The following is a 22869-nucleotide window of genomic DNA, read 5'->3' on the forward strand; positions in this document are numbered from 1 at the left end:
CACCTCCCTGTGGTTGCGTTACATGCGTTCGCTTTTTTCGGTTTGGGCCCTGGGCTAGTCCTCGAAGCGGGAGATGTCGCGCACCGCGCCGTAGGCGGCGGAGGTCGTCATCAGGGCGTAGGCGCGCAAGGCCTGGGTGACGGCCCGCTCCCGCGACCCGGGCTTCCAGGCCTTCGCGCCGCGGGCCTCCATGGCCTCGCGCCGCGCCGCCAGCGTGGCGTCGTCGACGTCGATGCGGATCTCGCGACCGGGGATGTCGATCACGATGGTGTCGCCTTCCTCGATCAGGCCGATCGCACCACCCTGCGCCGCCTCCGGCGAGACGTGACCGATCGACAGCCCGGAGGTGCCGCCGGAGAAGCGCCCGTCGGTGACCAGCGCGCATTCCTTGCCCAGGCCCTTGGACTTGAGATACGACGTCGGGTAGAGCATTTCCTGCATGCCCGGGCCGCCCTTGGGGCCCTCGTAGCGGATGATCACCACGTCGCCCGCCTGGATCTGGTCACCAAGAATGGCCTCCACCGTCGCGTCCTGGCTCTCGAAGACACGGGCCGGACCCGAGAATGTCAGGATGCTGTCGTCCACCCCGGCAGTCTTCACGATGCAGCCATCCGGGGCCATGTTGCCGTAGAGCACGGCCAGGCCACCGTCCTTCGAGTAGGCATGCTCGATGTCGCGGATGCAGCCGTTCTCGCGGTCGATGTCCAGGCTGTCCCAGGTCTTGTCCTGGCTGAACGCGACCTGGGTAGGCACACCGCCCGGGGCGGCCTGGTAAAGCGTCTCGGCCTCGGCGGCGTGGCGCATCACGTCCCACTGTTCCAGGGCCTGGCCCATGGTCTCGGCGTGCACGGTGGGAATGTCGCGGTGAATCAGCCCGCCGCGGTCCAGCTCCGCGAGGATGCCGACCACACCACCGGCGCGGTGGACATCCTCCATGTGATAGAGCTGGGTGGCCGGGGCGACCTTGCACAGATTCGGCACCTTGCGCGACAGGCGGTCGATGTCGGCCATGGTGAAGTCGACCTCGCCCTCGCGCGCGGCCGCCAGCAGGTGCAGCACCGTGTTGGTGGAGCCGCCCATCGCGATATCCAGGCTCATCGCGTTCTCGAACGCCTCGAAGGTGGCGATGGAACGCGGCAAAGCAGATTCATCGTCCTGCTCGTAGTAACGCTTGGCCAGTTCGACCACGCGCCGGCCGGCCTGCTCGAACAGGCTCTTGCGCCCGGCGTGGGTGGCCAGCAGCGAGCCGTTGCCCGGCAGCGACAGCCCCAGCGCCTCGGTCAGGCAGTTCATCGAATTGGCGGTGAACATGCCGGAGCAGGACCCGCAGGTCGGGCAGGCGGAGCGCTCGATGGCCTCCACTTCTTCATCACTGGCACTGGAGTCGGCGGCCTTGACCATCGCGTCCACCAGATCCAGGTGGATGACCTTGTCGCTGCCCGGGGCCTGCACCTTGCCGGCCTCCATCGGCCCGCCGGAGACGAACACCACCGGGATGTTCAGGCGCATCGCGGCCATCAGCATGCCGGGGGTGATCTTGTCGCAGTTGGAGATGCAGACCAGGGCATCGGCGCAGTGTGCGTTGACCATGTACTCGACCGAGTCGGCGATGATCTCGCGCGAGGGCAGCGAATAGAGCATCCCGCCGTGGCCCATCGCGATCCCGTCGTCCACCGCGATGGTGTTGAACTCCTTGGCCACGCCGCCGGCCTTTTCCACCTCGCCGGCCACCAGCTGGCCCAGGTCCTTCAGATGCACGTGCCCGGGCACGAACTGGGTGAAGGAGTTGGCAATGGCGATGATCGGCTTGCCGAAGTCGCCATCCTTCATGCCGGTGGCGCGCCACAGGGCGCGGGCACCCGCCATATTGCGGCCGTGGGTAGTGGTGCGGGAACGATAGGCGGGCATGTATATTCTCGTGAACGATTACGGTGAACGCAGATCGTACATAATGAGTCGTACAAACCCCAGTACCCCGGAGCACCTGCAATGAAAATCGAAGTCGAGAACATCAAGTGTGGCGGCTGCGCCAGCTCCATCCGCAAGGGCCTGCTGCAGGTCGAGGGCGTCACCGACGCCGAGGTGGACGTGGAAGGCGGTGCGGTTGATATCGAGGCGCCCGACAGCGCCCGCGAGGCGGTCGCTGCCAAGCTCGCCAGCATGGGTTACCCCGAGGTCGGTTCGGTCTCCGGCCTGCGCTCCGCCAGCGCCAAGGCCAAGTCGTTTGCCAGCTGCGCCGTGGGGCGCATGAGCGGCGAATAGGCTTGATCAATACGTCGCGGGGGCGCGCGCAGCCCGGCCTTGTCGGGCTGGTGCTGCTGTTCGTCCTGGGCACGGGGCTGGCGCAGGCCGAAAGCGGGCTACCGACCGCCGAACTGCAACTCGGCGAACGAGCCCTGACGATCGAGATCGCCGCGACCGACCGTAGCCGCCGGATCGGGCTGATGCACCGCGACCACCTGCCCGCCGACCACGGCATGCTGTTCATCTGGCCACGACCGGCGCACTACGGCATGTGGATGCAGAACACCCGCATCCCGCTGGACGTGGCCTTCATCGATGCCGACTTCACTATTACCAACATCGCCAGCATGACGCCCCACTCCACCCGCATACACGAGGCGAAACGGCCGGTGCGCTACGCCCTGGAGGTCAATGCCGGGTGGTTCAAGGAACACGGTATCGCGCCCGGCGCCTCCGTCCCGGACCTCGAACGCCTCGTGGGCGAGACCGACTAGGGAAACACTGATCAATGTTTCCCTAACACCCCTTCCCGCAGGATCGGGCCAGCAGGCCTGACTGATCCCACGTGTACATTGATCCGTGATTCCCTAGACTGTCTGCTCAAGGACATCATCAGGAAACGGACACGCCCGTGACCGCCACATCCAACCCAGCCGCCCGCAATCACGCGCCCTCGCGCCGAGCCCCGCAGCCCGGGGAGCTCGCCTGGTTCCGTGATGCGGTGCCGTACATCGCCGCCCACCGCGGGCGCACCATGGTGATCGCGCTCGCAGGCGAGGCCGCCCAGGCGCCGGAGTTTCCGGCACTGATGCGCGATATCGCCAAACTCAATGCCCTGGGTATCCGGGTCGTGCTGGTCTACGGGGCGCGCCCGCAAATCGAGGCACGGATGACCGAGCGCGGACTGACCCCGGCTTACGCCAACGGGTTGCGCGTAACCGATGGCGCAGCGCTGGAAGCCGTGCTGGATGCGGTCGGTCGGCTGCGCCTGCAGATCGAGGGCCTGCTCTCGCGCAGCCTCGGCCAGCCGGGTACCGGCAACGCACGCCTGCGCGTGGCCAGTGGCAACTTCGTCACCGCACGGCCACTGGGCGTACGCGACGGCGTGGACTTCCACTACACCGGCGAGGTGCGCGGGGTGGACACCACCGCACTCGCGGCCCTGCTGGACCGCGAGCAGGTGGCCCTGGTCTCCCCGCTCGGCTACTCCCCCACCGGCGAGGTGTTCAACCTCTCCGGCGAGGATGTCGCCACCCAGGTCGCGATCGCGCTGAACGCCGACAAGCTGATCTTTCTCACCGAAGCCGGGGTGTTGCGCGATCCCGAACACGGCGTGCTGGACCAGCTCACCGTGCCGGCCGCGCAGGAGCTGCTGGAGACCGCCACCGACCTGCCGCAGGAACTGGCCAACCACCTGAAGAGCGCGCTCGACGCCTGTCGCCAGCGCGAGATCCGGGTGCACCTGATCGACCGTCGGGACGACGGTGGGCTCCTGACCGAGCTGTTCACACGTCTGGGAATCGGCACACTGGTCTCGCGCGAGCCACTGGAACGGCTGCGCCCGGCCACGCTCGACGATGTCGGCGGCATCCATGCACTACTGGAACCGCTGGAGGCCGAGGGCATCCTGGTGCATCGCGCGCGGGAGCACCTGGAGCTGGAGATCGACCGCTTCCAGGTGCTGGAGGCCGACGGCCTGATCATCGGGACCGCCGCACTCTACCCGTTCGAGGCGGATGCCGCGGAGATCGCCTGCCTGGCCCTGCACGCGGATTACCGCGGGAGCGGCCGCGGCGACCGTTTGCTGCAGGCGATGGAACACCTGGCGCAGGAACAGGGAATCCGGCGGGTATTCGTGCTCACCACACGCACCGCCCAGTGGTTCCAGGAACGCGGTTACACGCCAGGCAAGGTGGACGATCTGCCCGTCAGCCGGCAGACCCGCTACAACCAGGCGCGCAACTCGCGGGTGTTTACCCGAACCCTGACGGACGCATAACCCCACACCCTGAGCGGCGCGGGGTTCGTTCTCGGCGGCTATTGCGCGTAGCGATCCTCTTCGCGCTCGTGGGCCTCCTGGGCCGCCACGCTCAGGGTGGCAATGGGGCGCGCCTCCAGCCGGGCGATGCCGATCGGTTCACCGGTCTCCTCGCAATAGCCGTATTCGCCCTGCTCGATGCGCGCCAGCGCCGCGTCAATCTTGTTCAGGAGCTTGCGGTACCGATCCCGGGTTCGCAGCTCCAGGCCGGCATCGGTCTCGTGGCTGGCGCGGTCATTCGGGTCCGGCTCCTGCCAGCTCTCGCTGCGCAGGTGCTCCAGAGTCTGCTCCGATTCCTCGATCAGCTCGGCACGCCAGGCCTCGAGCTTGGCGCGAAAGTAGTCCAGTTGACGCGGATTCATGTAGGGTTCGTCCTCGGACGGACGGTACCCGGAATCCGGGCGGGTCTTGGCTTCTTGGCTCATCTTGGACCCCTCGCCAGGCCCCCTCTCGCCCCATGCGGGAGGGCCCCGGCGCATTGCACGGTACACCCGATCGAGTATAGGGCAATAACCCTGCCGGGCGGCAAACGCGAAAGCGCGCCCGAACGCACACAACCGGCACCATACGGAAAACGACACCGGCCGCATGCAGCACATCCTTCAGATCAGCGACACCCACCTCGGCCGGGAGCCGGGCCCCATTCGACCGGGTTATCCCGACAGCGACCGCCAGCTCGCCCGCGTGCTCGAGGCCCTGCGCCGGAACGAGGCCCGGCCGGACCTGCTATGGCTCACGGGCGACCTGGCCGAAGATCCGGATCCGGCGGCCTACACGCGACTCCTCGCAATGCTCGACGAACACGTGAAAGGCTGGCCGCTCGCCGGCCTGGCGGGCAACCACGATGACTGGACCCTGCTGCACCGCGCCTTCACGGGCGCCGGACACGCCCTGGACGGCCACCGGCTGCTCGGCGACTGGCTGCTGGTCGGGATCAATTCGGCGGTTGCGGGGCAGGCGTCCGGGCGCATCGAGCCGGCCGAGTTGTCGCGCCTGGATCAAGTACTGACCGCACACCCCGATCACTGGGGCATGGTCGCCGTTCACCACCCGGTCGTGCCCGTCGGCAGCGCATGGATGGACCGGATCGGCCTGACCAATCCCGACGACCTGTTCGCGATCCTGGATCACCACCCGCGCGTACGCGCCTGCCTGTTCGGCCACATCCATCAGGATTTCCGCGCCGAGCGCCAGGGCGTCGAACTGCTGGGCTGCCCCTCCACCTGCGTCCAGTTCGCCCCCGGCTCCGAACAGTTCGCGCTGGATACCGAACACGCCGGCTACCGCGTATTGGCACTGCATGCCGATGGCCGCATCGATACCCGCGTCGAGCGTCTATCCGACGAATTTCCCGAGGCCCGCGCATGATCCCGGACGATCGCCGCAGCGAGCAGCTCCAGGCCTGGCTGAAGGACCAGCCGGGCAGGTTTACCGACCTGGCACTCCTGCGTGCAGATGCCAGTTTTCGGCGCTATTTCCGCCTGTGCCGCGACGACCAACCGGTGGTGCTGATGGATGCGCCACCCGAGCGCGAGGCCACCGAGCCGTTCGTGGAGATTGCGCGACTGCTGGAATCGCTGGGGCTACGCCCGCCGCGCATCCTTGCGCACGATCCAGCCACCGGCTTCGTGCTGCTCGAGGACCTCGGCGACCGAACCTTCACCCGGGCCCTCGCCGAGGGGGCCGCGGAAGGCCCGTTGTACGACCGCGCCATCGACACCCTGATCCAGCTGCATCGCGCCTGGCCAGCGCAGGCCGCGAAGGCCCCGGACGTCCCCGCCTACGACACCCCGCGCCTGCTGGACGAGGCCGCGCTGTTTGCCGACTGGTACTGGCCGGAACAACACGGCACCCCGATGAGCGCCTCCCTGCGCAACGGATTTCTCGCAGCCTGGCGGGAGGCGCTGGAAGGCCTGCCCGTCCTGCCCGGGACACTGGTGCTACGCGACTTCCACGTGGACAACCTGATGCTGCCACCCGGCGAGCATGGCGATTGTGCCGTCCTGGATTTCCAGGATGCCGTGATCGGCAGCCCCGCCTACGATGTCGTCTCGCTGCTGGAAGACGCCCGGCGCGAGGTGTCACCCGCCACCGTGGAGCGGGCATTGAAGCGTTATGCCGCGGGAACGGCCTGGGACCCCGAGATCTTCATGCAGCACTACCGCGTCCTCGGCGTCCAGCGCACCACCAAGATCCTCGGGATCTTCGTGCGCCTGGCGCGCCGGGATGCCAAACCACGCTACCTGGAACACCTGCCGCGCCTGCATCGACTCCTGGCGCAGGGGCTGTCACAGCCGGCGCTGGCACCGGTGGCGGGCTGGTTCCAAACCCACATGCCCGAACGCATGCGGGAGGATTAAGCCATGCGCGCAATGATCTTGGCCGCCGGGCGCGGCGAACGCATGCGCCCGTTGACCGACCACTGCCCCAAGCCGCTGCTGCCGGTCGGTGGCCGGCCGCTGATCGGCTACACGCTGGATCGTCTGGCGACCGCCGGGTACCGCGAGGTAGTCATCAACCTCGCGCATCTGGGCGAACAGATCCGCGCCACCCTGGGTGAATGCCAGACGGGCCTCGCCATTCGCTACTCACCGGAGCCCGAGGGTGCCCTGGAGACCGCGGGCGGGATCCGCCAGGCCCTTCCCCTTCTGGGGGAGGAGCCGTTTCTGGTGGTCAATGGCGATGTCTGGTGCGACCACCCGCTGACACCCCCGGCGACGATGAACACAGCCACCGACCGACCGCTCGCGCACCTCGTACTGGTCGCCAACCCCGACCATCACACGCAGGGCGATTTCGCCCTGGACGGGGAGCGGGTGGCCCTGGCGGGGAACGAGTTGCTGACCTTCAGCGGCATCGGCTGGTACGACCCGGCGCTGTTCCGTGATCTGCCACCGGGGCGCCGGGCCCTCGGACCCTTGCTGCGTCAAGCCATCGAGGCCGGCCGGGTCACCGGCGAACACTACACCGGCGCCTGGCGCGACATCGGCACACCGGAGCGCCTGGCGGCGCTGGACACCGAGCTTGGGGGGCGCTGATCACCCAACGCAGGGGGGATGCGGCCGCCCCGGTCAGGGCTTGATGTAGGTGTAACCGGAGCGTTGCAGGCGGGTCAGTTCCACGATGCCACTGGGAACCACGTCCCTGTCCGATACCTCATGCAGATCGCTGCGTTCGAGCCCGCGCGATTCCAGCGAGTTGCCACACACCAAAAAGCGCACATCCTGCAGCTTAAGGGTATTCACGGTACTGCGCAGGTCCGGATCGGTACGGGCGTGCTGCAGCAGACTGATGCCGCTGCCATGAGTCAACACCTTGATCCTGAGCGAAACATCATCGGGGCTACCGTCGATGTGATTCTGCAGGTTGCGCAGGGCGTTCAGGTGGAGCTCCAGGTCGTCGGTGTTGATGTGATAGACCACCCGCAGCGGCTCTTCGGCCGCCGGCGCCTTGGCGACGGCGCCCATCAATACAGCAGTCGCGCCGCCTGCCGCCAGCATCAACAAGAGCGCCCCGGCCAGGAACCAGCCGGGGCGCAGCACTTGTGGGTCGACTTGCATCGAGACTCCGGCCGTGCCGAATCAGACCTTGATGTAGATCCAGCCTTCCGCCTGACGGCGGGCCGCCTCGGCGACGCCGGAATCGATCAGTTCAGCCTGTGGCAGGATATCCACCTTCTGGCCTTCCTCGCGCGCCAGGCGGTTGAGGGTCTGGGCACAGGCGGTAAAGCGCAGCGTGGGGTACGCCTCCGCCATGCTCGCGACGCGTTCCGGATAGGGTGCGCTGTCGGTTCGCAGCATGCCCATCGCGTTGTTGTGCACCACCACCTGCACGTTCAGGTCGCGCCCGACCGTGGCCGCCTCGCGATACATGCTCTCGATGTCGTCCAGCAACTCGGCCATCGCACGGGTATCCGCCTCGTTGATGTGCAGCAGAATCTGATCGGTTTCGGTTGCCGAAAACACCTGCTGCGGGGCCGCGGCCCCGCCGGGCGCGTTATCGCTGGCAGCCATTTGCGCCAGGGCCCCGGACTCCTGGCCGGCCGCAGCAGCATGGTCGCCCCCGAAGAAACCGGCATCGCGAGTGATCTCGTATCCACCCAGCGAACCCACGACCAGCGCGAGCACGCCGGCCGCCACCGACGGGAACCAGGCCGAACGTCCACCACGCGATAACCGGCAACGGCCACCGGTGGTGCCGGCCGCGCGCCCGGCCGGGACGTCTTCGTAGGCCATGTTCACCAGCTCCTTGAGCTGGTGCATGTCGCAGACTTCGCGACTCAGATGCTCACTGGAGGCGATCGTCTTCAACGTAAACAGACGATCCTCCGGCGAGAACTCGCCGTCCACGAAGGCATTGAGAATCTCCTCGCTGGGTCGATTCTTTGCACTCAGTCGTTCATTCGACATGCCGATTCCTCACTACCTTGAGATAGGGTGTATCGGCCGCTGTCCCCGTGTCGGCCTGCTGCTCCAGCAGCACCTTCTTCAACTGCGCCCGAGCCCGGCTCAGGCGACTCATCACGGTGCCGATCGGTACGTCCAGCACCTCCGAGACCTCGGAGTAGGCAAAACCCTCCAGGTCCACCAGCGCGACCACCTGCCGGTGATCGGTACTCAGTTCGGCCATCGCCCGGTGAACATCCGCGACCATGCGATTGCGCTCGGTCTGCTGCTCCGGGCAGTCCTCGCAGGACAGCTCCATGCTGTCCACATCCACCGTGTCCTTCTGCCGCCGGCCCCAGTCGCGGTAACAGTTGGTCATGATGCGGAACACCCAGGCCTTCAGGGCGTTCTCGTCCTGCAACGACTTCAGCCGGGTCAGGGCCTTCATCATTGCCTCCTGCACCAGGTCATCCGCCAGCGCGGCGTCGTGACACCACGCGAATGCCATGCGGTACATCTGTGGCCGCAGGTCGCACACCTTCTGACGCAGCCTGCGCTGCGCGAACCAGGTCGCCATGTTGTCGATTCCTCCATCCGCAGGCCGTACATGCGGCCTTGCTTGTTCTTGTACCCTGTAGGACGCTACGGGGCGCGAGGCTATTCCGGCCCCTCCACCGCAGACGCCGCACATCCCAGGCTTCGTCGATCAGGATACCCAATGCCATTCGATCCGCAACAACTGGAGCGCTCTTTCGCCTTTGACCCCGATACCGTGCGGGATCTGCGCGAACGCTGGGCGCGCCTGATCACCGATGCCGTCTGGAGCGAGCTCAAGACCGGCACCATCGGCGCCGTCCCGCGCCTGCGCAAGCGCCTGCTGGAACTGGGCGAGAACCTGCGCTCCATGCTGTCGGACCGCGCCTGGATCCCGCACGAGCGCGAACGCGTCAAGGGTGCGATGGCCGCCAGCCTCAACCTGCGTGACAGCCTGCAGCAGACCGACCGGGCCGCCAAGCTGCTCAATGGCGGGGCGGACTTCGAAGTCTTCGAGGCCGACTATCTCGCCTTCCGCAAGAGCCTGCTGGCCTTCATCGAGCACCACGAACAGATCTGGGGCGATCTTCTGGAGAGCCTCTATGACGACGCACCGGACGACGACCGGGACGAGGACTAACCCTTGGGCCGCGAGATCCGCGAGGAGCACTTCGGCGCGGCGGACTTCAACCGCTTCCACCAGGCCCTCGCGGACGAGACCGCCCAGCTGCTGGACTGGCTGCGCACGCAACCGCCCGAGGACCCCGCCCCACCCCCGCGGCTGGGCTTCGAGATCGAAGCCTGGCTGTGCGACACCCAGGGGCGACCGCTACCGGTCAATGACGCCTTCCTTGCGGCGATGGACAGCCCGCTGGCCACCCTGGAACTGGCGCAGTTCAATGTCGAACTGAACAGCGGCGTCTTCCGCGCCGGTCCCGGCTGCTTCAGCGCCATCCTCGACGAGTTGAACGAGACCCTGCGCCGGGCGCGCCGGGCGGCCCGCCACGCCGGCGCGGAACTGCTGATGGCCGGCAGCCTGCCCACCCTGGAACCGGACGACCTCGGGATCCACCACATGTCGCAGCAGGCCCGCTACCGGGCCCTGAACAGCGCGATCCTGGAACAACGCGCCCAGCGCCCGCTGCAGGTGGACATCGTCGGTCACGAGCACCTCCAGCACCGCCATGCGGACGTGATGCTGGAGGCGGCGGCGACCTCCTTCCAGGTGCATATCGAGACCCGCCCCGAGGTCGCCCACCGCGCCTACAACGCCTCTCTGGTGGCTGCGGCACCGGTGCTGGCCGCCGCCGGCAATACGCCCTACATCTTCGGCCACGACCTCTGGGCCGAGAGCCGCATCCCGTTGTTCGAGCAATCGGTGGAGGTCGGCGGGTTCGCCAACTCGGCGCGTGGCCCGATCCGCCGCGTGACCTTCGGCACCGGCTATCTGCACGCATCCATCGGCGAGTTGTTCACCGAGAACCTCGAGCACTTTCCGGTGCTGTTGCCAGTGGCCCTCGACGAGCCGGCCGATCAACTGGCCCACCTCGCCTTCCACAACGGCACCATCTGGCGCTGGAACCGGCCGATCGTGGGCTGCGATGCGGATGGCCGACGCAGTCTACGCCTGGAGTTTCGCTGCCTGCCGGCCGGCCCGTCGCTGATCGACATGCTGGCCAACACCGCTTTCGCCCTGGGCCTGATCGAGTACCTGGTGGCCGAATCGCCCGATGGAACGCTGGAGACCCCGTTTTCCGAGGCCCGCGACAACTTCTACAATGCCGCCCGCTACGGGCTGGACGCCCGCCTGCGCTGGGGCCATCGCGACCCCGTCCCGGCGCCACGCCTGATCACGCGGGAGCTGCTCCCCCGGGCGGCCGAAGGTCTGGAGCGCCTGGGCATCGACCGTAGCGAACGCGACAACCTTCTTGGCATCATCGCCGCGCGCGTCGCCAGCCGCCAGACCGGCACGCACTGGCAACGCGACTGGGTCGCGCGCCACGGCCGCGACTGGCCGGGCCTGGTCCACGCCTACCGCGGCTGGCAGAACACCGGCGCGCCGGTTCACACCTGGGGACTTTGAGGAAACCCGTGACTCTCTCGATCAACGAATACTTCGAACTACCCGACGGCTTCCTCGAGGCCACGCCCGCCACCCTGCACCAGTGCGTGCCCGGGCCGGCGCTAATCCACCTGGAAGGCCAGCGCGAGCCTGCGGTGGCCGTGGTCCTTCTGCTGCACGGAAACGAGCCGGTGGGCCTGCACGCGGTGCAGCAACTCCTGCGCCACTACACCGGGCGCCCGCTGCCGCGCGCGCTGACCCTGGTCGTGGGCAACCCACAAGCCGCTGCGCTCAACCAGCGCCACCTGGACGACCAGCCGGACTTCAACCGCATCTGGCCGGGGACCGAGCAGGGCGGCTCGCGCGAGGCCGACGTCTTCGCCGAACTCTGCCAGCGCCTGGAAGGACGCGGCCTGTTCGCCGCAATCGACCTGCACAACAACACCGGGCGCAATCCCCATTACGCCTGCATCAACCGTCTGGAGGCGCCGTTCCTCAATCTGGCCGCGCTGTTCGGACGCACGGTGGTCTACTTCACCCGGCCGCGCGGGGTCGCCTCCATGGCACTGGCGCGTATCGCACCGGCCGTCACAGTGGAATGCGGCCACCCCGAGGACGCGGCCGGCGTGGACCACGCGCGCGAGATGATCGATGCAGTGCTACACCTGGACCACTTCGCCCAGGAGCCGCCGCGGACGGGCGCCATCGAGATCTTCCACACCGTGGCCCAGGTACGGGTGCGCCCCGGACTACAGGTCGGACTGGACGCGCAGCACGACGTCCGCCTGGAACCCGACCTGGACGGCCTGAATTTCCAGCTACTGCCCGCCGGCTCGCGCCTGGTGAATGTGCACGCAGACGCCCAGGACCCGCTGATCGCGATCGCCGAGGACGGTTCGGAGGTGACCGGGGAATATCTGGAGCGGGCCGGTCAGGAGATCCGCCTGAAGCGCCAGGCGATGCCGTCCATGCTCACGCTGGACACCCGCGTGATCGCCCAGGACTGCCTGTGCTACCTGATGGAGCCGCTGACGCTCTGATCCCGCCGCTGTTCGCGACGGATTCGAATCCGGCTCAGGCGTCGCGTTCGACGCGCTCGAGAACCTGGGCAACGTGATCGCCCTTGCGGTAATTCGGGAGGTCGCGCTGCATGTCCGCCAGCGCCTTGTCACGCTCCAGCGCACTGTCATACCAGCGATAGGATTCCCAGTCCGCCCCCAGCAGGTGCGGCATGGAAAGGGTGCTGCCTTCCGGCAGGCGAATGCGGATTCCGTAACGTTTCATGGCGTTCATCCGAGGTTGGTCCCAGTGAGCCGGGCCGGCCGGCGCGCAGTCTAGCCGAGCCCCGAACAGGCGGCAATAAAGCCCTCCGGCGCGCCTATTGGCCCCGGCCGACCACAAAATCGAAATAGTGATCCGGAAAGGGCTCGTCCGCCAGGGTGAAATGCCACCACTCCTGCTCGTAGGGCTCGAAGCCCGCCTCTACCATCAGCCGCTGCAGAAGCATGCGGTTGGCCCGCTGCTGTGCGGAAACACCGTCATCCCCGGGCCAGGAGCGCGGACTGAACCGGTCAAAGCCGGTGCCCATCTCCAGAGCCTCGCCGGAATCGCGATCAATCAAGGTCAGATCGACCGTCGAGCCACGCGAGTGACTCGACCGGGCCGCGATATAGCCATGCTCGAACAACTCGTCCTTGGCAACTTCCGGGTAATACTGTGCCTGCATGCGGGTATCGCCGAGGTCCTCCGCCCAGCGCACGAAGTGCGCGACGGCCCGCGCGGGCCGATAGCAGTCGAATACCTTGAGATCAAGCCCGAACGCCGCGAGACGTTCCTGCACCCGGGCGAGGGCATGGGCGGCCGGGGACGTCAGGATGCAAACGGGGGCCTCGTAACCATCGATCGGTTCGCCCACGAAGTTGTCGTCGCCAAAGTAGTGGATCTCCTCGACCAGGTCCGTTACCACGTCACCCGCCGCAACAAACCCTGCCGGGCGCGCCTCAGCAGCGCACGAGACCCCGCCTGCCGCCATTGCAACCAGCAGCCCAAGCCCCGCCAGAATCGTCCGCTTGCTGCGCATAGCGCCCCCTTGCCCACGCCTTCGTCACTGCCAGGATACGCAAAGCCAAAACCGGTAGCAGCGCCCAACACCAAAAAGGGCTGCCGGAAGGCAGCCCTTTTGGAGAATTCGGTGGTGGCTACGCCCTGATTCGAACAGGGGACCCCATCATTATGAGTGATGTGCTCTAACCAGCTGAGCTACGTAGCCACGCGGGATGCGGATTCTCCGGAGGCCGGCGCATAAAGTCAAGCCAGCGCGGCGCCCGGCGGGGTTCAGATCTGCAGGCGCTCGACCACGCGGCCGTTCTTGAGGTGCTCTTCCAGGATCTCGTCGATGTCGCGTTCGTCCTGGTAGGTGTACCAGACGCCCTCCGGATAGACGACCGCGACCGGGCCCTCGTTGCAGCGGTCCAGGCAGCCGGCCGTGTTCACCCGCACCTGGCCCTTGCCGTGGATGCCCATGGCCTTGGCCTGGTTCTTGGCATAGGCGCGCATCTCGGTCGCCCCGTGGTCCTCGCAACAGTTGCCGTCCTCGCGGCAGTTGGTGCAGAAAAAGATATGGCGCTGGTAGTAGCCCATGGAAGTCTCCGGTGATCCCTGCGACTCATGATAACGCTGCCACTGGCAAAACGGCGGGTGGCAGCGTGCGCTGTCCGTGCATTCAGCGGAAGCGGTAGACCAGGCTGACGTCCGTGATGGTGTCGGTATTCTCCACGCCGGGCTCGACGTCCGTGTTGTGCTTCACGGTGAAGCTGGTACGCAGGGACATCCGGCTGGTGACGTCCGCGGTCAGGGCGAGGATGTTCTCGATCTCGGTGTTGTCGCTGCCGGTCAGGATCAGCAACTCGTCGGTGAGGCGGGCGCTTTCGCTGATCTCCCAGCGGAAGTTGCCGGCCAGGCGGCCGACCGGTTCGCTGTCGGTCTCCCCGGTCGTGCGGATGCGCACCTGGCGCATACCGGCACCGATCTCGCCGTCCAGCTGCACCCGCTCGCCGTCGATCAGGCGCCGACCATAACCAGCCGTGGCCGAACCCTGATAGTCATAGTTGCTAAAGCGGTCACGCTCGTAGCGCAGCGCCCCGAACAGGTAGTCGTGCTCGCCCAGCTTGCGGTCCGCCTGATAGCCGGCGATGTAGCGCTCGCCGGTGGTTTCGTCGTCTTCCTCGTGAAAGTACGCGTCCAGGCGGATGCGATTGCGCCAGTCGACGGTCGTGTGCTCCGCGCGGAAACGGCCCGTGGCCGTGGTGGACTCGGTGTTCCCGGTGGTCTTGGAGGCCCCGAGCTCGATCGTCGATTGCCAGCCCTCGGCCTCCCAGGCCAGGGCCTGCGAGACTGGTATGCTCAGCAGGATGAGCGAGGCAAACGCGGACCCGACGGACCGGAACGAACGCACGAGCATGGGAAACCTCCCGGAAGCGAATAAAGGCGAAACCCTAGCAAAGCCGCTGGGGGTATCGGACCAGCCCCTGAGATTCAGGGGACTTTCCGCCGCGGACCAGTGCGTGCACTGCGGGCTATGCCTGCCACACTGCCCGACCTACGGCTGGCACGGGGTCGAGGGCGACTCCCCGCGCGGGCGGCTGACCCTGATGCAGGGCCTGGCCCAGGGCCGGCTGGAGCCGGAATCCGAACGCCTGCGCAGCCATCTGGAAGGCTGCCTGGGTTGTCGCTCCTGCGAGTTGGTCTGCCCGGCACGCGTGCCCTTCGGGGCACTGATGGACCGCGCCCGCGAGATCCTGACCGAACACCCCGCCACGCCGTCGCGCGGGGACCGCTGGCGCCAGGCGCTACAGCACCAGGCCCTGCTGCACCCAACCCTGCGCAGTCTCGGGGGGCTGACGGCGCGCACTGGCGCCCGCCTGGGTGTAGACCGCCTGCTGCCGCGCGGCGGCTGGGAACGCAGTCTCGCCCACACCCGCGACTCCCTGGCACCCGCCCCCCGGCTGCGAGCGACCGCGACCCCGGAAACGGCCGACGCCTTGCTGTTTACCGGCTGCATGGACCGCTTCTTCACCGGACCCGACCTGGAGGCCGCGCTGGAGGTCCTCGACGCCCTCGGCGTGCGCGTCGCCATCCCGCAGGGCCAGGTTTGCTGCGGAGCGCTGGACCAGCACACCGGCCACCGCGCGGCGGCGCAGGCGCTGCAGGCGCGGAATGGCGAAGCCTTCGGCACCCGCGAGGTGCCGGTGATCGCGCTGGACAGCGGTTGCGAGGCCACGCTGCGCGAATACCCCGAGGGCACTGTGTCGGCACGCAGCCAGAGCCTCACCCGGTTTCTGGCGCAGTGGCTGGACACCAACACCAACGGAGATATCTGGGACGCCACACCGATACGCATCGCGCTGCATCGGCCCTGCACCCTGCGCAACGTCACCCGCGAGGCCCACGAGCTGCCCGCGCTCCTGGCACGCCTGCCTGGGGTCACGCTGGCGCCGGTCGCCGACGCGCCGAACTGTTGCGGCGCCGGCGGCACCGCGATGCTGACGCAGCCGGCCATGGCCGACGACCTGGGCACCGAGACCCTGCAGGCCCTGACCGCCGACGCCCCGGACGCGATCATCAGCCCCAATGTCGGTTGCAGCGTGCACCTGCGGGCGCTGGCCAGCGAACAATCGGGTCTTCCGGAAATCCTGTCACCCGCCCGCTTTCTGGCCCGGCGTCTGAAAAACCACACTCACAACTCCGCCGGGCGCTGATCCCTGCCCGCGCTTGCGGTACCCTTGAGGGGTACACCACGACGCCCCAACCGGACCGGAACCATGCGCCGACTTTCCCCGCTGGACCACCTGATCAACCAGGCCGACGCCTTCGTGAAGGTCGTCTCCGGACAGGCCCGCTCCACCGGCCGGCCCTCCCCGGGTGGGGACGACATCGGGCCGCACCTGGAGGATCACGAACGCGACCTGTCCGCCCGCCTGATGCGGGTCAATCATGCCGGCGAGGTCGCGGCGCAGGGGCTATACCAGGGCCAGATGCTGACCGCCCGCAACCCGGAGATCCGCGGCCACCTGGATCAGGCCTCGCGCGAGGAGGGCGACCACCTGCACTGGTGCGCCCGCCGGGTACACGACCTGGGCGGCCGCACCAGCCTGCTGGGGCCGTTCTGGTACATGGGCTCGTTCGGGATGGGCGCGCTCGCCGGGCTGACCGGCGATGCCTACAGCCTGGGCTTTATCGACGAGACCGAACGCCAGGTGGAACGCCACCTGGACCGCCATCTGGAGCGGTTGCCGGCACAGGACGAGGTCTCCGCGCGCATCCTGGCGCGGATGAAGCAGGACGAGGTGGAGCACGGTGCGCACGCGATGGCACTGGGCGGCAAGGCGCCGCCGTGGCCAGTGCGCAACCTCCTGATGCCGCTGACGTCCAGCGTGATGACGCGCACCGCCTACTGGATCTGACCCGCGACGCGGGGAGCCAGGTGATCACCGCCGCGTGCAACGCCGCGCGGCGCGCACCGACTCAGCCCGGGCGACTCATGTTCTTGCCGTAGAAGATCTCCATCATCTCGTGCTTGAGCAGCTTGGAGATGCGCTTGGCCTCCTTGGCCGAGTAATCATCCTTGCCCAGCCCGAACAGGTAACTGTCCAGGTCGAAGTCCTTCAGTACCATCTTGGTGTGGAACAGGTACTCCTGGTACACGTTTACGTCCACCATCTGGTACTTCTCCTGGGTGTCGCGCGACAGGAAGTCCTGGATGGAGTTGATCTTGTGATCGATGAAGTGCTTCTTGCCGCGCACGTCGCGGGTGAAGCCGCGGACACGGTAGTCCATGATCACGATGTCGGACTCGAAGCTGTGGATCAGGTAGTTCAGGGCGCGCAGCGGCGAGATGCGCCCGCAGGTGGACACGTCGATATCCGCGCGGAAGGTCGCGATCCCACCCTCGGGGTGCGCCTCCGGGTAGGTGTGCACCGTGATGTGACTCTTGTCCAGGTGGCCGACCACCGTCTCCGGCAGCGGGCCGGGGCCTTCGGTGTAGCCGATCTTTTCGGTGGCCACCGGCTCCTCCGAGATCAGCATGGTCACCGACGCGCCCTGCGGATCGTAGTCCTGGCGCGATATATCGAGGATGTTGGCCCCGATCAGGTGGGCCACGTCGGACAGGATCTGCGTCAAACGCTGGGCGTTGTACGCCTCGTCGATGTACGCAATGTATTCATCGCGATGTCGGTCACCCGAGGCATAGCAGATATCGTAGATATTGAAGCTCAGGCTCTTGGTCAGGTTATTGAAACCGTGGAGCTTGATCTGCTTCTTGTGACGAGGCATGGCGTGTCCTCTTGGCCCGGGCCGCAGCGAGCGGCGAATTGTAGACGCCCCGGCCCGCAAGTCCAAGGACGGACCCAGGGAGACGCGGCTTCAGCGCGGCGCCGGCCCCTCGATGATCTCGAAGTCGTGGGTCACCTTCGCCGAGGCCCCCAGCATCAGCGAGGCCGAGCAGTACTTCTCGGCCGAGAGCCCCACCGCACGCCCGACCTGCTTCTCCGACAACGCGTGGCCGTACACACGAAAATGCACATGGATGTCGGTAAAGACCTTGGGCACGGTCTCCGCCCGCGTGCCCTCCACGGTCACCTCGCAGTCCAGCACCTGCTGGCGCGCCTTCTTCAGCATCGCAATCACGTCGAAGCTGGTACAACCGCCCATCCCCAACAGCAGCATCTCCATCGGGCGTGCGCCCAGGTTGCGCCCGCCGGCATCCGGCGCCCCGTCCATCACCACCGCGTGGCCACTGTCGGTCTCGCCGACAAAGGCCACCTGATCCAGCCATTTCACTTTCACCTGCATCGGGCTTGTCCTTTCACACTGTTGGATGGAGAAATCCACGCCTATACTCGGGTAGAACTCTACTCAGGGCGGACCTGCTGCACAAAACAGGGCCCTGCCGGCGGATTTTGTGAACGGTGCCAGTTACCCCGGGGTGCAGGGCACGGATGCTGCATTACACTGGCGCTCATCTTCAGGAAGCTGATATCGGACGTGACCATGGAAGCCTTGAACAACCCGTTCATTTACCGCCCGGCGCAGCCATCGCCCGCGCTGGAGCGTTTCCTCGGCTACTGCCACCGGCGCCAGTACCGCAAGCGCACCACGATCATTCACTCGGGCACCGTACCCGACACACTGTATTACGTGGTCAGTGGTTCGGTCTCGGTACTGGGCGAGAACAACGGACATGAGCTGGTACTTGCCTACCTGAACAAGGGCGAGTTTTTCGGCGAGCTGGGCATGTTCGAGGACGACCCGCGCAGCGCGACGGTCACCACCCGCGAGGACACCGAGACCGCGGAGATCCCCTACACCCAGTTCCGCGAGATCGCCCAGCGCGACCCCGAGATCCTGATGCTGCTCACCAGCCAGATCGCGGCCCGCCTGCGTCAGACCTCGCGCAAGGTGATGGACCTCGCGTTCGTGGATGTCACCGGACGCATCGCCCACACCCTGCTGGACCTGGCCCAGCAGCCCGACGCGATGACTCACCCCGACGGCATGCAGCTGCGCATCACCCGGCAGGAGATCGCGCGTATCGTGGGCTGCTCGCGCGAGATGGCCGGACGCGTGCTGAAGGATCTGGAAGAACGCGGCCTGATCACCGCCCACGGCAAGACCATCGTGGTGTTCGGCACCCGCTGACACGAGCCCGCCCGGGTCGGGCCCGCGGGGCCGTTATTCGCCGCGGAACAGCCGGCCCAGGGCCGCGCCCGGGTCCTCGGTGCGCATGAAGGCCTCTCCCACCAGAAAGGCATTCACCCCGGCCGCCTGCATGCGCGCGACATCCTCGCGCGTGTGGATGCCGCTTTCGGTCACCAGCAGGGCCTCCTCCGGCACCTGATCCTTCAACTCCAGCGTCGTCTCCAGCCGCGTCTCGAAGCTGTGCAGGTCGCGGTTGTTGATGCCGATCAGGTCGGCCCCGATGCGCTTGGCCCGCTCCAGCTCCTCGGCGTCATGTACCTCCACCAGGGCATCCATGCCCAGCTCGCGGGTCAGGAAGAAGAGCTCGTGCAGCGCCGTGTCATCCAGCGCCGCCGCGATCAGCAGCACGCAATCCGCACCCAGCACCCGCGCCTCGTAGACCTGGTAGAGATCAATCACGAAATCCTTGCGCAGGATCGGGATCGTGCAGGCCACACGCGCGTCGCGCAGGTCGCCGTCGCGTCCCTTGAAGAAGTCCACGTCGGTCAGCACCGACAGACAGGTCGCACCATGCTCCTCGTAGCTGCGCGCAAACGCCTCGGGGTTGAAGTTCGGGCTGATCTGGCCCTGGCTCGGGCTGGCCTTCTTGATCTCCGCGATCACCGCAGGGCGCCCGGCGTCGATATCGCGCTGCAGGGCCGCGCGAAAACCACGCGGCGCCGGGGCGGACCCCATCCAGCCGCGCAACTCGCGCAGTGGCCAGTACACCTCGCGTTCCTTCAGCTCCTCGCGCTTGCGCTCCAGGATGCGCTGCAGGATGTCGGGTACTGCGTTGCCTTCACTCATTGTGCTTCCTTGTTTGCCAGTCTTGCGCTGGTCGCTTGCAGGCGCTCCAGCCGTTCGCGCGCCGCGCCGGAATCGATCGCCCGGGCGGCGGCCTTGATCCCCGCTGGGAGTGTGTCCGCCCCGCCACCGGCGTAGATCGCCGCCCCGGCATTCAGCAGCACGATGTCGCGTGCCGCACCCGCCTGTCCGTCCAGCACGCCGCGCAGCATGCTGGCCGAGGCCTCCACGCTGTCGACCCGCACCGCATCCAGCGCCGTGGTGGTCAGCCCGAAATCCTCCGGACGGATGGTGTATTCGCGGATCTCGCCATCCTGCAGCTCCGCCACCCGGGTCGGCGAGGCGATGCTGATCTCGTCCAGACCATCCTCGGCATGCACCACCAGGACGTGCTCGCTACCGAGCCCCTTCAGGGCCTCGGCCAGCGGGCGCACCCAATCCTGGGAAAACACGCCGAGCACCTGATTCGGCGCCCCGGCGGGGTTGGTCAGCGGCCCCAGCACATTGAACAGCGTACGCACGCCAAGTTCCTTGCGCGGACCGATCGCGTGCTTCATCGCGCCGTGGTGGGCGGGAGCGAACAGGAAGCCAACACCGACCTCGTCGATGCAGGTCCCCACCGCTGCCGGCGACAGGCCCAGCGAGATCCCCAGCGATTCCAGCACGTCGGCACTGCCGGATTTCGACGACACCGAGCGATTGCCGTGCTTGGCGACCCGCACGCCGCCCGCCGCCGCCACCAGCGCCGCGGCGGTGGAGATATTGAAGGTGCCCGAGGCATCGCCGCCGGTTCCGCAGGTATCCACCAGCCCGGTACGCGGCACATCCACGCGCGTGGCCAGCGAGCGCATCACGCCGGCAGCCGCGCGGATCTCCTCGATGGTCTCGCCCTTCATGCGCAGGGCCACCAGGAACGCGCCGATCTGGGCATCCGTGGCCTCGCCGGTCATCACCGCCTGCATCACGGCGGTCATGGTCGCCTCGTCCAGGTCGCGGCGCTCGATGAGGGCCGCTATCGCTTGCTGCACGGTCACGGGCTTGCTCCTGCGGAAATTCGAAGCGGCTAGTGTAACGTCCGCGCGGTGCCCGCACGACCACCGCCCGGCGCGACCAGCCAGGCGGCCAGTGCCAGGGCCCAGAGCAGCAGCGCCGCGAGGACCAGACGCCCCATGGCATCGTCCAGCCAGTCGACCAGGAACAGCGCCAGCAGCGCGCTGAAGCCCAGCTGCACGAAGGCCTGCATGGCCGCAGCCATGCCGCGCGCGCCGGGGTAACAATCCAGCGCCAGCAGGGTCAGCGACGGCATCGCCGTGGCCAGGGCGAAGCTGTATAGCGCGAACGGCCCGGTGATCGCGGCCACCGGGCCGTCGGCCAGCACCGCCAGGCCCACCAGCGCCAGCGACAGCCCAGACAGCCCGAGCCCGATCGCCACGGCCCGCTGCGGGCTCACCACCCCGGCCACGCGCCCGGCGACGAAGCCGCCCACCACCAGCCCGGCGACCAGCGGCCCGAACAACCACCAGAAGTCCTGTTCCCCGCCTTGCAGGTGCTCGTAGATGATGGTCGGGGACGCGGCAATGAACAGGAACATCGCCCCGAACATCCCCGCATGGACCGCGACCGGGAACAGAAACGCCGGGTTGTGCAGCGTGCCCAGGTAGCCCCGGATGACCGGACGCGGGTGACTGGAGACGCGGCCGACCGGCGGCAGGGTCTCCGGCATCCAGGCGCGCACCGCCAACAGCAGGAAGACGCCGTAGAGTGTCAGGAAGGCGAACACCGAACGCCAGCCAAACGCCGCCTGCAACCAGCCGCCGATGATCGGCGCGGCGGCCGGCCCGATCGCGAACATCATGGTGACCAGCGCGAACACCCGCCGCGCGTCGGTGGGATCAAAGCGATCGCGGATCAGCGCTCGCCCGACCACCACCCCGGCCGCCGCCGCCAGCCCCTGTCCCATGCGCAACGCCAGCACCTGCCAGTACTCCATCGCGAACACCAGCAGCACCGAGGTCAACACGTAGGCCAGCAGGGCCCACAACACCACCGGGCGCCGGCCATAGGCATCCGACAGCGGGCCGGCAATCAGGGTGGCAACGGCGAACGCGACCAGATAGGCGGACAGCGTCGCCTGCATCGCCACACCATCGACGGCCAGGGCCTCGGCCATCGCCGGAAACGAGGGCAGATAGGTATCCAGCGAGAACGGCGCCAGCATGGACAGCGGCGCTACCAGCAGGGCGAAGCGCAGCCGCGTGCGGCGTTCCGTGGCGGCGCCCCTCAAGCGAGGCATGCGCGCCGGAATCGAGAGTGAACACCGGTCGGGCACGACCCGCGAGAGGCCGCCGCGCGAGCGGTGCGAGCCGCAATACCGCCAGCAGGCGCGGCCAGGCGAACCCCACCTGCCGTCCAGAACAAGCAGTAAGGGCCGCGTGGAAAGGTGTCTATTGACCTGCGCTTCACGCCGGCTGGGGCAGGCGACTCAGGAAGTTGCCGAGCAGTTCGTGCCCCTGGCGGGTCAGGATGGATTCCGGGTGAAACTGCACGCCCTCGACATCCAGCTCGCGATGACGCAGGCCCATGATCTCGTCGCGCGAGCCGTCTTCGCGCTGGGTCCAGGCAGTGACCTCCAGACATTCCGGGAGGCTTGCGGCCTCGACCACCAGCGAGTGATAGCGCGTGGCCTCCAGCGGATTCTCCAGCCCGGCGAACACCCCGACCCCGGTGTGATGCACCGGCGAGGTCTTGCCGTGCATGATCTCGCGCGCCCGCACCACGCGGCCACCGAAGACCTGGCCGATCGCCTGGTGCCCGAGGCAGACCCCGAGGATCGGGATCTCGCCGGCAAAGCGCCGGATCACCTCCAGCGACACCCCCGCCTCGTTCGGCGTACAGGGGCCGGGGGAGATCACGATACCGGTGGGGTCGAGCTCCGCAATCTGTTCCGGGGTGATGCAGTCATTGCGGTGCACCACCACCTCCGCCCCCAGCTCGCCCAGGTACTGGACCAGGTTGAAGGTGAACGAGTCGTAGTTGTCGAGCATCAGGATCATGGCGAACGTCCC

27 protein-coding genes and 1 tRNA gene are annotated in these 22869 nt (G+C 67.4%); 12 read left to right on the forward strand and 16 right to left on the reverse strand.

Going from position 1 to position 22869, the window contains the following annotated elements:
- Positions 1–54: 54 nt before the first annotated feature.
- Positions 55–1908 carry a dihydroxy-acid dehydratase gene (gene ilvD / locus G335_RS0100960; RefSeq protein ID WP_018175641.1) on the reverse strand — a complete coding sequence of 618 codons (1854 nt, stop codon included), beginning with the start codon at positions 1906–1908 and terminating at the stop codon, positions 55–57.
- An 81-nt stretch (positions 1909–1989) separates the two neighbouring features.
- Between ilvD and G335_RS0100965 the strand changes: the two genes are divergently transcribed.
- The 3 genes from G335_RS0100965 (at position 1990) to argA (ending at position 4243) form a co-directional block, all read left to right on the forward strand.
- The gene (locus tag G335_RS0100965; protein WP_018145194.1) at positions 1990–2262 is read left to right on the forward strand and encodes a heavy-metal-associated domain-containing protein; all 273 of its coding nucleotides are present in this window, start codon (positions 1990–1992) and stop codon (positions 2260–2262) included.
- A gap of 2 nt (positions 2263–2264) precedes the next feature.
- Positions 2265–2738, forward strand: coding sequence for a DUF192 domain-containing protein (locus G335_RS0100970; RefSeq protein ID WP_018175642.1), 474 nt, complete (start codon positions 2265–2267; stop codon positions 2736–2738).
- Between the two features lie 137 nt (positions 2739–2875).
- On the forward strand, positions 2876–4243 hold the full coding sequence (gene argA, locus G335_RS0100975; RefSeq protein ID WP_018175643.1) for an amino-acid N-acetyltransferase: 1368 nt from the start codon (positions 2876–2878) through the stop codon (positions 4241–4243).
- A gap of 38 nt (positions 4244–4281) precedes the next feature.
- Here the strand turns inward: argA and dksA are convergent, their stop codons facing one another.
- Positions 4282–4707, reverse strand: a complete 426-nt coding sequence (gene dksA / locus G335_RS0100980; RefSeq protein WP_018175644.1) for an RNA polymerase-binding protein DksA — start codon at positions 4705–4707, stop codon at positions 4282–4284.
- A gap of 163 nt (positions 4708–4870) precedes the next feature.
- Between dksA and G335_RS0100985 the strand changes: the two genes are divergently transcribed.
- Genes G335_RS0100985 through murU form a run of 3 tightly spaced genes read left to right on the forward strand, consistent with a single transcriptional unit; the run spans position 4871 to position 7320 of the window.
- Entirely contained in the window at positions 4871–5650 is a 780-nt protein-coding gene (locus G335_RS0100985) for a metallophosphoesterase (RefSeq protein WP_018175645.1), read from the forward strand.
- A complete protein-coding gene (locus tag G335_RS0100990) occupies positions 5647–6642 on the forward strand; it encodes an aminoglycoside phosphotransferase family protein (RefSeq protein ID WP_018175646.1) in 996 nt (331 codons plus the stop codon). Before G335_RS0100985 ends, G335_RS0100990 begins: the two co-directional genes overlap by 4 nt.
- 3 nt (positions 6643–6645) lie before the next feature.
- Positions 6646–7320, forward strand: coding sequence for an N-acetylmuramate alpha-1-phosphate uridylyltransferase MurU (gene murU / locus G335_RS0100995; RefSeq protein WP_018175647.1), 675 nt, complete (start codon positions 6646–6648; stop codon positions 7318–7320).
- 33 nt (positions 7321–7353) lie between these two features.
- Here the strand turns inward: murU and G335_RS0101000 are convergent, their stop codons facing one another.
- Genes G335_RS0101000 through G335_RS0101010 form a run of 3 tightly spaced genes read right to left on the reverse strand, consistent with a single transcriptional unit; the run spans position 7354 to position 9244 of the window.
- Positions 7354–7842, reverse strand: a complete 489-nt coding sequence (locus tag G335_RS0101000; RefSeq protein WP_018175648.1) for a DsrE family protein — start codon at positions 7840–7842, stop codon at positions 7354–7356.
- Between the two features lie 21 nt (positions 7843–7863).
- Positions 7864–8691, reverse strand: coding sequence for a hypothetical protein (locus G335_RS0101005; RefSeq protein WP_018175649.1), 828 nt, complete (start codon positions 8689–8691; stop codon positions 7864–7866).
- Entirely contained in the window at positions 8681–9244 is a 564-nt protein-coding gene (locus tag G335_RS0101010; RefSeq protein WP_018175650.1) for an RNA polymerase sigma factor, read from the reverse strand. The genes G335_RS0101005 and G335_RS0101010 overlap by 11 nt, the downstream gene beginning before the upstream one ends.
- 141 nt (positions 9245–9385) lie before the next feature.
- On the opposite strand from G335_RS0101010, the gene G335_RS0101015 reads away from it, so the two are divergent.
- The 3 genes from G335_RS0101015 to G335_RS0101025 are packed head-to-tail and all read left to right on the forward strand — an operon-like array spanning position 9386 to position 12303.
- Entirely contained in the window at positions 9386–9841 is a 456-nt protein-coding gene (locus G335_RS0101015; RefSeq protein ID WP_018175651.1) for a hypothetical protein, read from the forward strand.
- Positions 9842–9844: 3 nt separating this feature from the next.
- Positions 9845–11284, forward strand: coding sequence for a glutamate-cysteine ligase family protein (locus tag G335_RS0101020; RefSeq protein ID WP_018175652.1), 1440 nt, complete (start codon positions 9845–9847; stop codon positions 11282–11284).
- An 8-nt stretch (positions 11285–11292) separates the two neighbouring features.
- Positions 11293–12303 (forward strand): M14 family metallopeptidase, encoded by a 1011-nt coding sequence (locus G335_RS0101025; protein WP_018175653.1) that lies wholly within the window; start codon positions 11293–11295, stop codon positions 12301–12303.
- Positions 12304–12337: 34 nt separating this feature from the next.
- Here the strand turns inward: G335_RS0101025 and G335_RS0101030 are convergent, their stop codons facing one another.
- From G335_RS0101030 to G335_RS0101050, 5 genes are all read right to left on the reverse strand, one after another.
- The gene (locus G335_RS0101030; protein WP_018168968.1) at positions 12338–12547 is read right to left on the reverse strand and encodes a hypothetical protein; all 210 of its coding nucleotides are present in this window, start codon (positions 12545–12547) and stop codon (positions 12338–12340) included.
- Positions 12548–12641: 94 nt separating this feature from the next.
- Positions 12642–13343 (reverse strand): M15 family metallopeptidase, encoded by a 702-nt coding sequence (locus G335_RS0101035; protein ID WP_018175654.1) that lies wholly within the window; start codon positions 13341–13343, stop codon positions 12642–12644.
- A 112-nt stretch (positions 13344–13455) separates the two neighbouring features.
- Positions 13456–13532 (reverse strand) — tRNA-Met (locus tag G335_RS0101040).
- 65 nt (positions 13533–13597) lie between these two features.
- Positions 13598–13903 (reverse strand): ferredoxin, encoded by a 306-nt coding sequence (locus tag G335_RS0101045; RefSeq protein WP_018168966.1) that lies wholly within the window; start codon positions 13901–13903, stop codon positions 13598–13600.
- 82 nt (positions 13904–13985) lie between these two features.
- Positions 13986–14723, reverse strand: a complete 738-nt coding sequence (locus tag G335_RS0101050; RefSeq protein ID WP_018168965.1) for a YdiY family protein — start codon at positions 14721–14723, stop codon at positions 13986–13988.
- A gap of 103 nt (positions 14724–14826) precedes the next feature.
- Between G335_RS0101050 and G335_RS0101055 the strand changes: the two genes are divergently transcribed.
- Both G335_RS0101055 and coq7 read left to right on the forward strand, forming a co-directional pair.
- Positions 14827–16020: a (Fe-S)-binding protein gene (locus G335_RS0101055; protein WP_018168964.1), complete on the forward strand. Its 1194-nt coding sequence runs from the start codon at positions 14827–14829 to the stop codon at positions 16018–16020.
- Positions 16021–16083: 63 nt separating this feature from the next.
- Complete coding sequence (coq7, locus tag G335_RS0101060; RefSeq protein ID WP_018168963.1) at positions 16084–16725, forward strand: 2-polyprenyl-3-methyl-6-methoxy-1,4-benzoquinone monooxygenase; 642 nt, start codon at positions 16084–16086, stop codon at positions 16723–16725.
- A 61-nt stretch (positions 16726–16786) separates the two neighbouring features.
- Here coq7 and speD read toward each other — a convergent pair whose 3' ends face one another.
- Both speD and G335_RS0101070 read right to left on the reverse strand, forming a co-directional pair.
- Positions 16787–17596, reverse strand: coding sequence for an adenosylmethionine decarboxylase (speD, locus tag G335_RS0101065; RefSeq protein ID WP_018145175.1), 810 nt, complete (start codon positions 17594–17596; stop codon positions 16787–16789).
- Between the two features lie 90 nt (positions 17597–17686).
- Entirely contained in the window at positions 17687–18115 is a 429-nt protein-coding gene (locus G335_RS0101070) for an OsmC family protein (RefSeq protein WP_018168962.1), read from the reverse strand.
- A gap of 198 nt (positions 18116–18313) precedes the next feature.
- Here G335_RS0101070 and crp point away from each other — a divergent pair, with 198 nt between their 5' ends.
- Positions 18314–18961, forward strand: coding sequence for a cAMP-activated global transcriptional regulator CRP (gene crp, locus G335_RS0101075; protein WP_018145159.1), 648 nt, complete (start codon positions 18314–18316; stop codon positions 18959–18961).
- 33 nt (positions 18962–18994) lie between these two features.
- On the opposite strand, the gene trpC is transcribed toward crp, so the two are convergent.
- From trpC to G335_RS0101095, 4 genes are all read right to left on the reverse strand, one after another.
- Positions 18995–19807 carry an indole-3-glycerol phosphate synthase TrpC gene (gene trpC / locus G335_RS0101080; protein ID WP_018145158.1) on the reverse strand — a complete coding sequence of 271 codons (813 nt, stop codon included), beginning with the start codon at positions 19805–19807 and terminating at the stop codon, positions 18995–18997.
- Positions 19804–20838, reverse strand: a complete 1035-nt coding sequence (trpD, locus tag G335_RS0101085) for an anthranilate phosphoribosyltransferase (RefSeq protein ID WP_018168961.1) — start codon at positions 20836–20838, stop codon at positions 19804–19806. Before trpD ends, trpC begins: the two co-directional genes overlap by 4 nt.
- A 29-nt stretch (positions 20839–20867) precedes the next feature.
- Positions 20868–22097: a multidrug effflux MFS transporter gene (locus tag G335_RS0101090; protein ID WP_018168960.1), complete on the reverse strand. Its 1230-nt coding sequence runs from the start codon at positions 22095–22097 to the stop codon at positions 20868–20870.
- 166 nt (positions 22098–22263) lie between these two features.
- The gene (locus tag G335_RS0101095; protein ID WP_018168959.1) at positions 22264–22857 is read right to left on the reverse strand and encodes an aminodeoxychorismate/anthranilate synthase component II; all 594 of its coding nucleotides are present in this window, start codon (positions 22855–22857) and stop codon (positions 22264–22266) included.
- Positions 22858–22869: the final 12 nt, after the last annotated feature.

It is taken from the genome of Thioalkalivibrio sp. AKL8 (assembly GCF_000380525.1).
Lineage (GTDB): Bacteria > Pseudomonadota > Gammaproteobacteria > Ectothiorhodospirales > Ectothiorhodospiraceae > Thioalkalivibrio > Thioalkalivibrio versutus.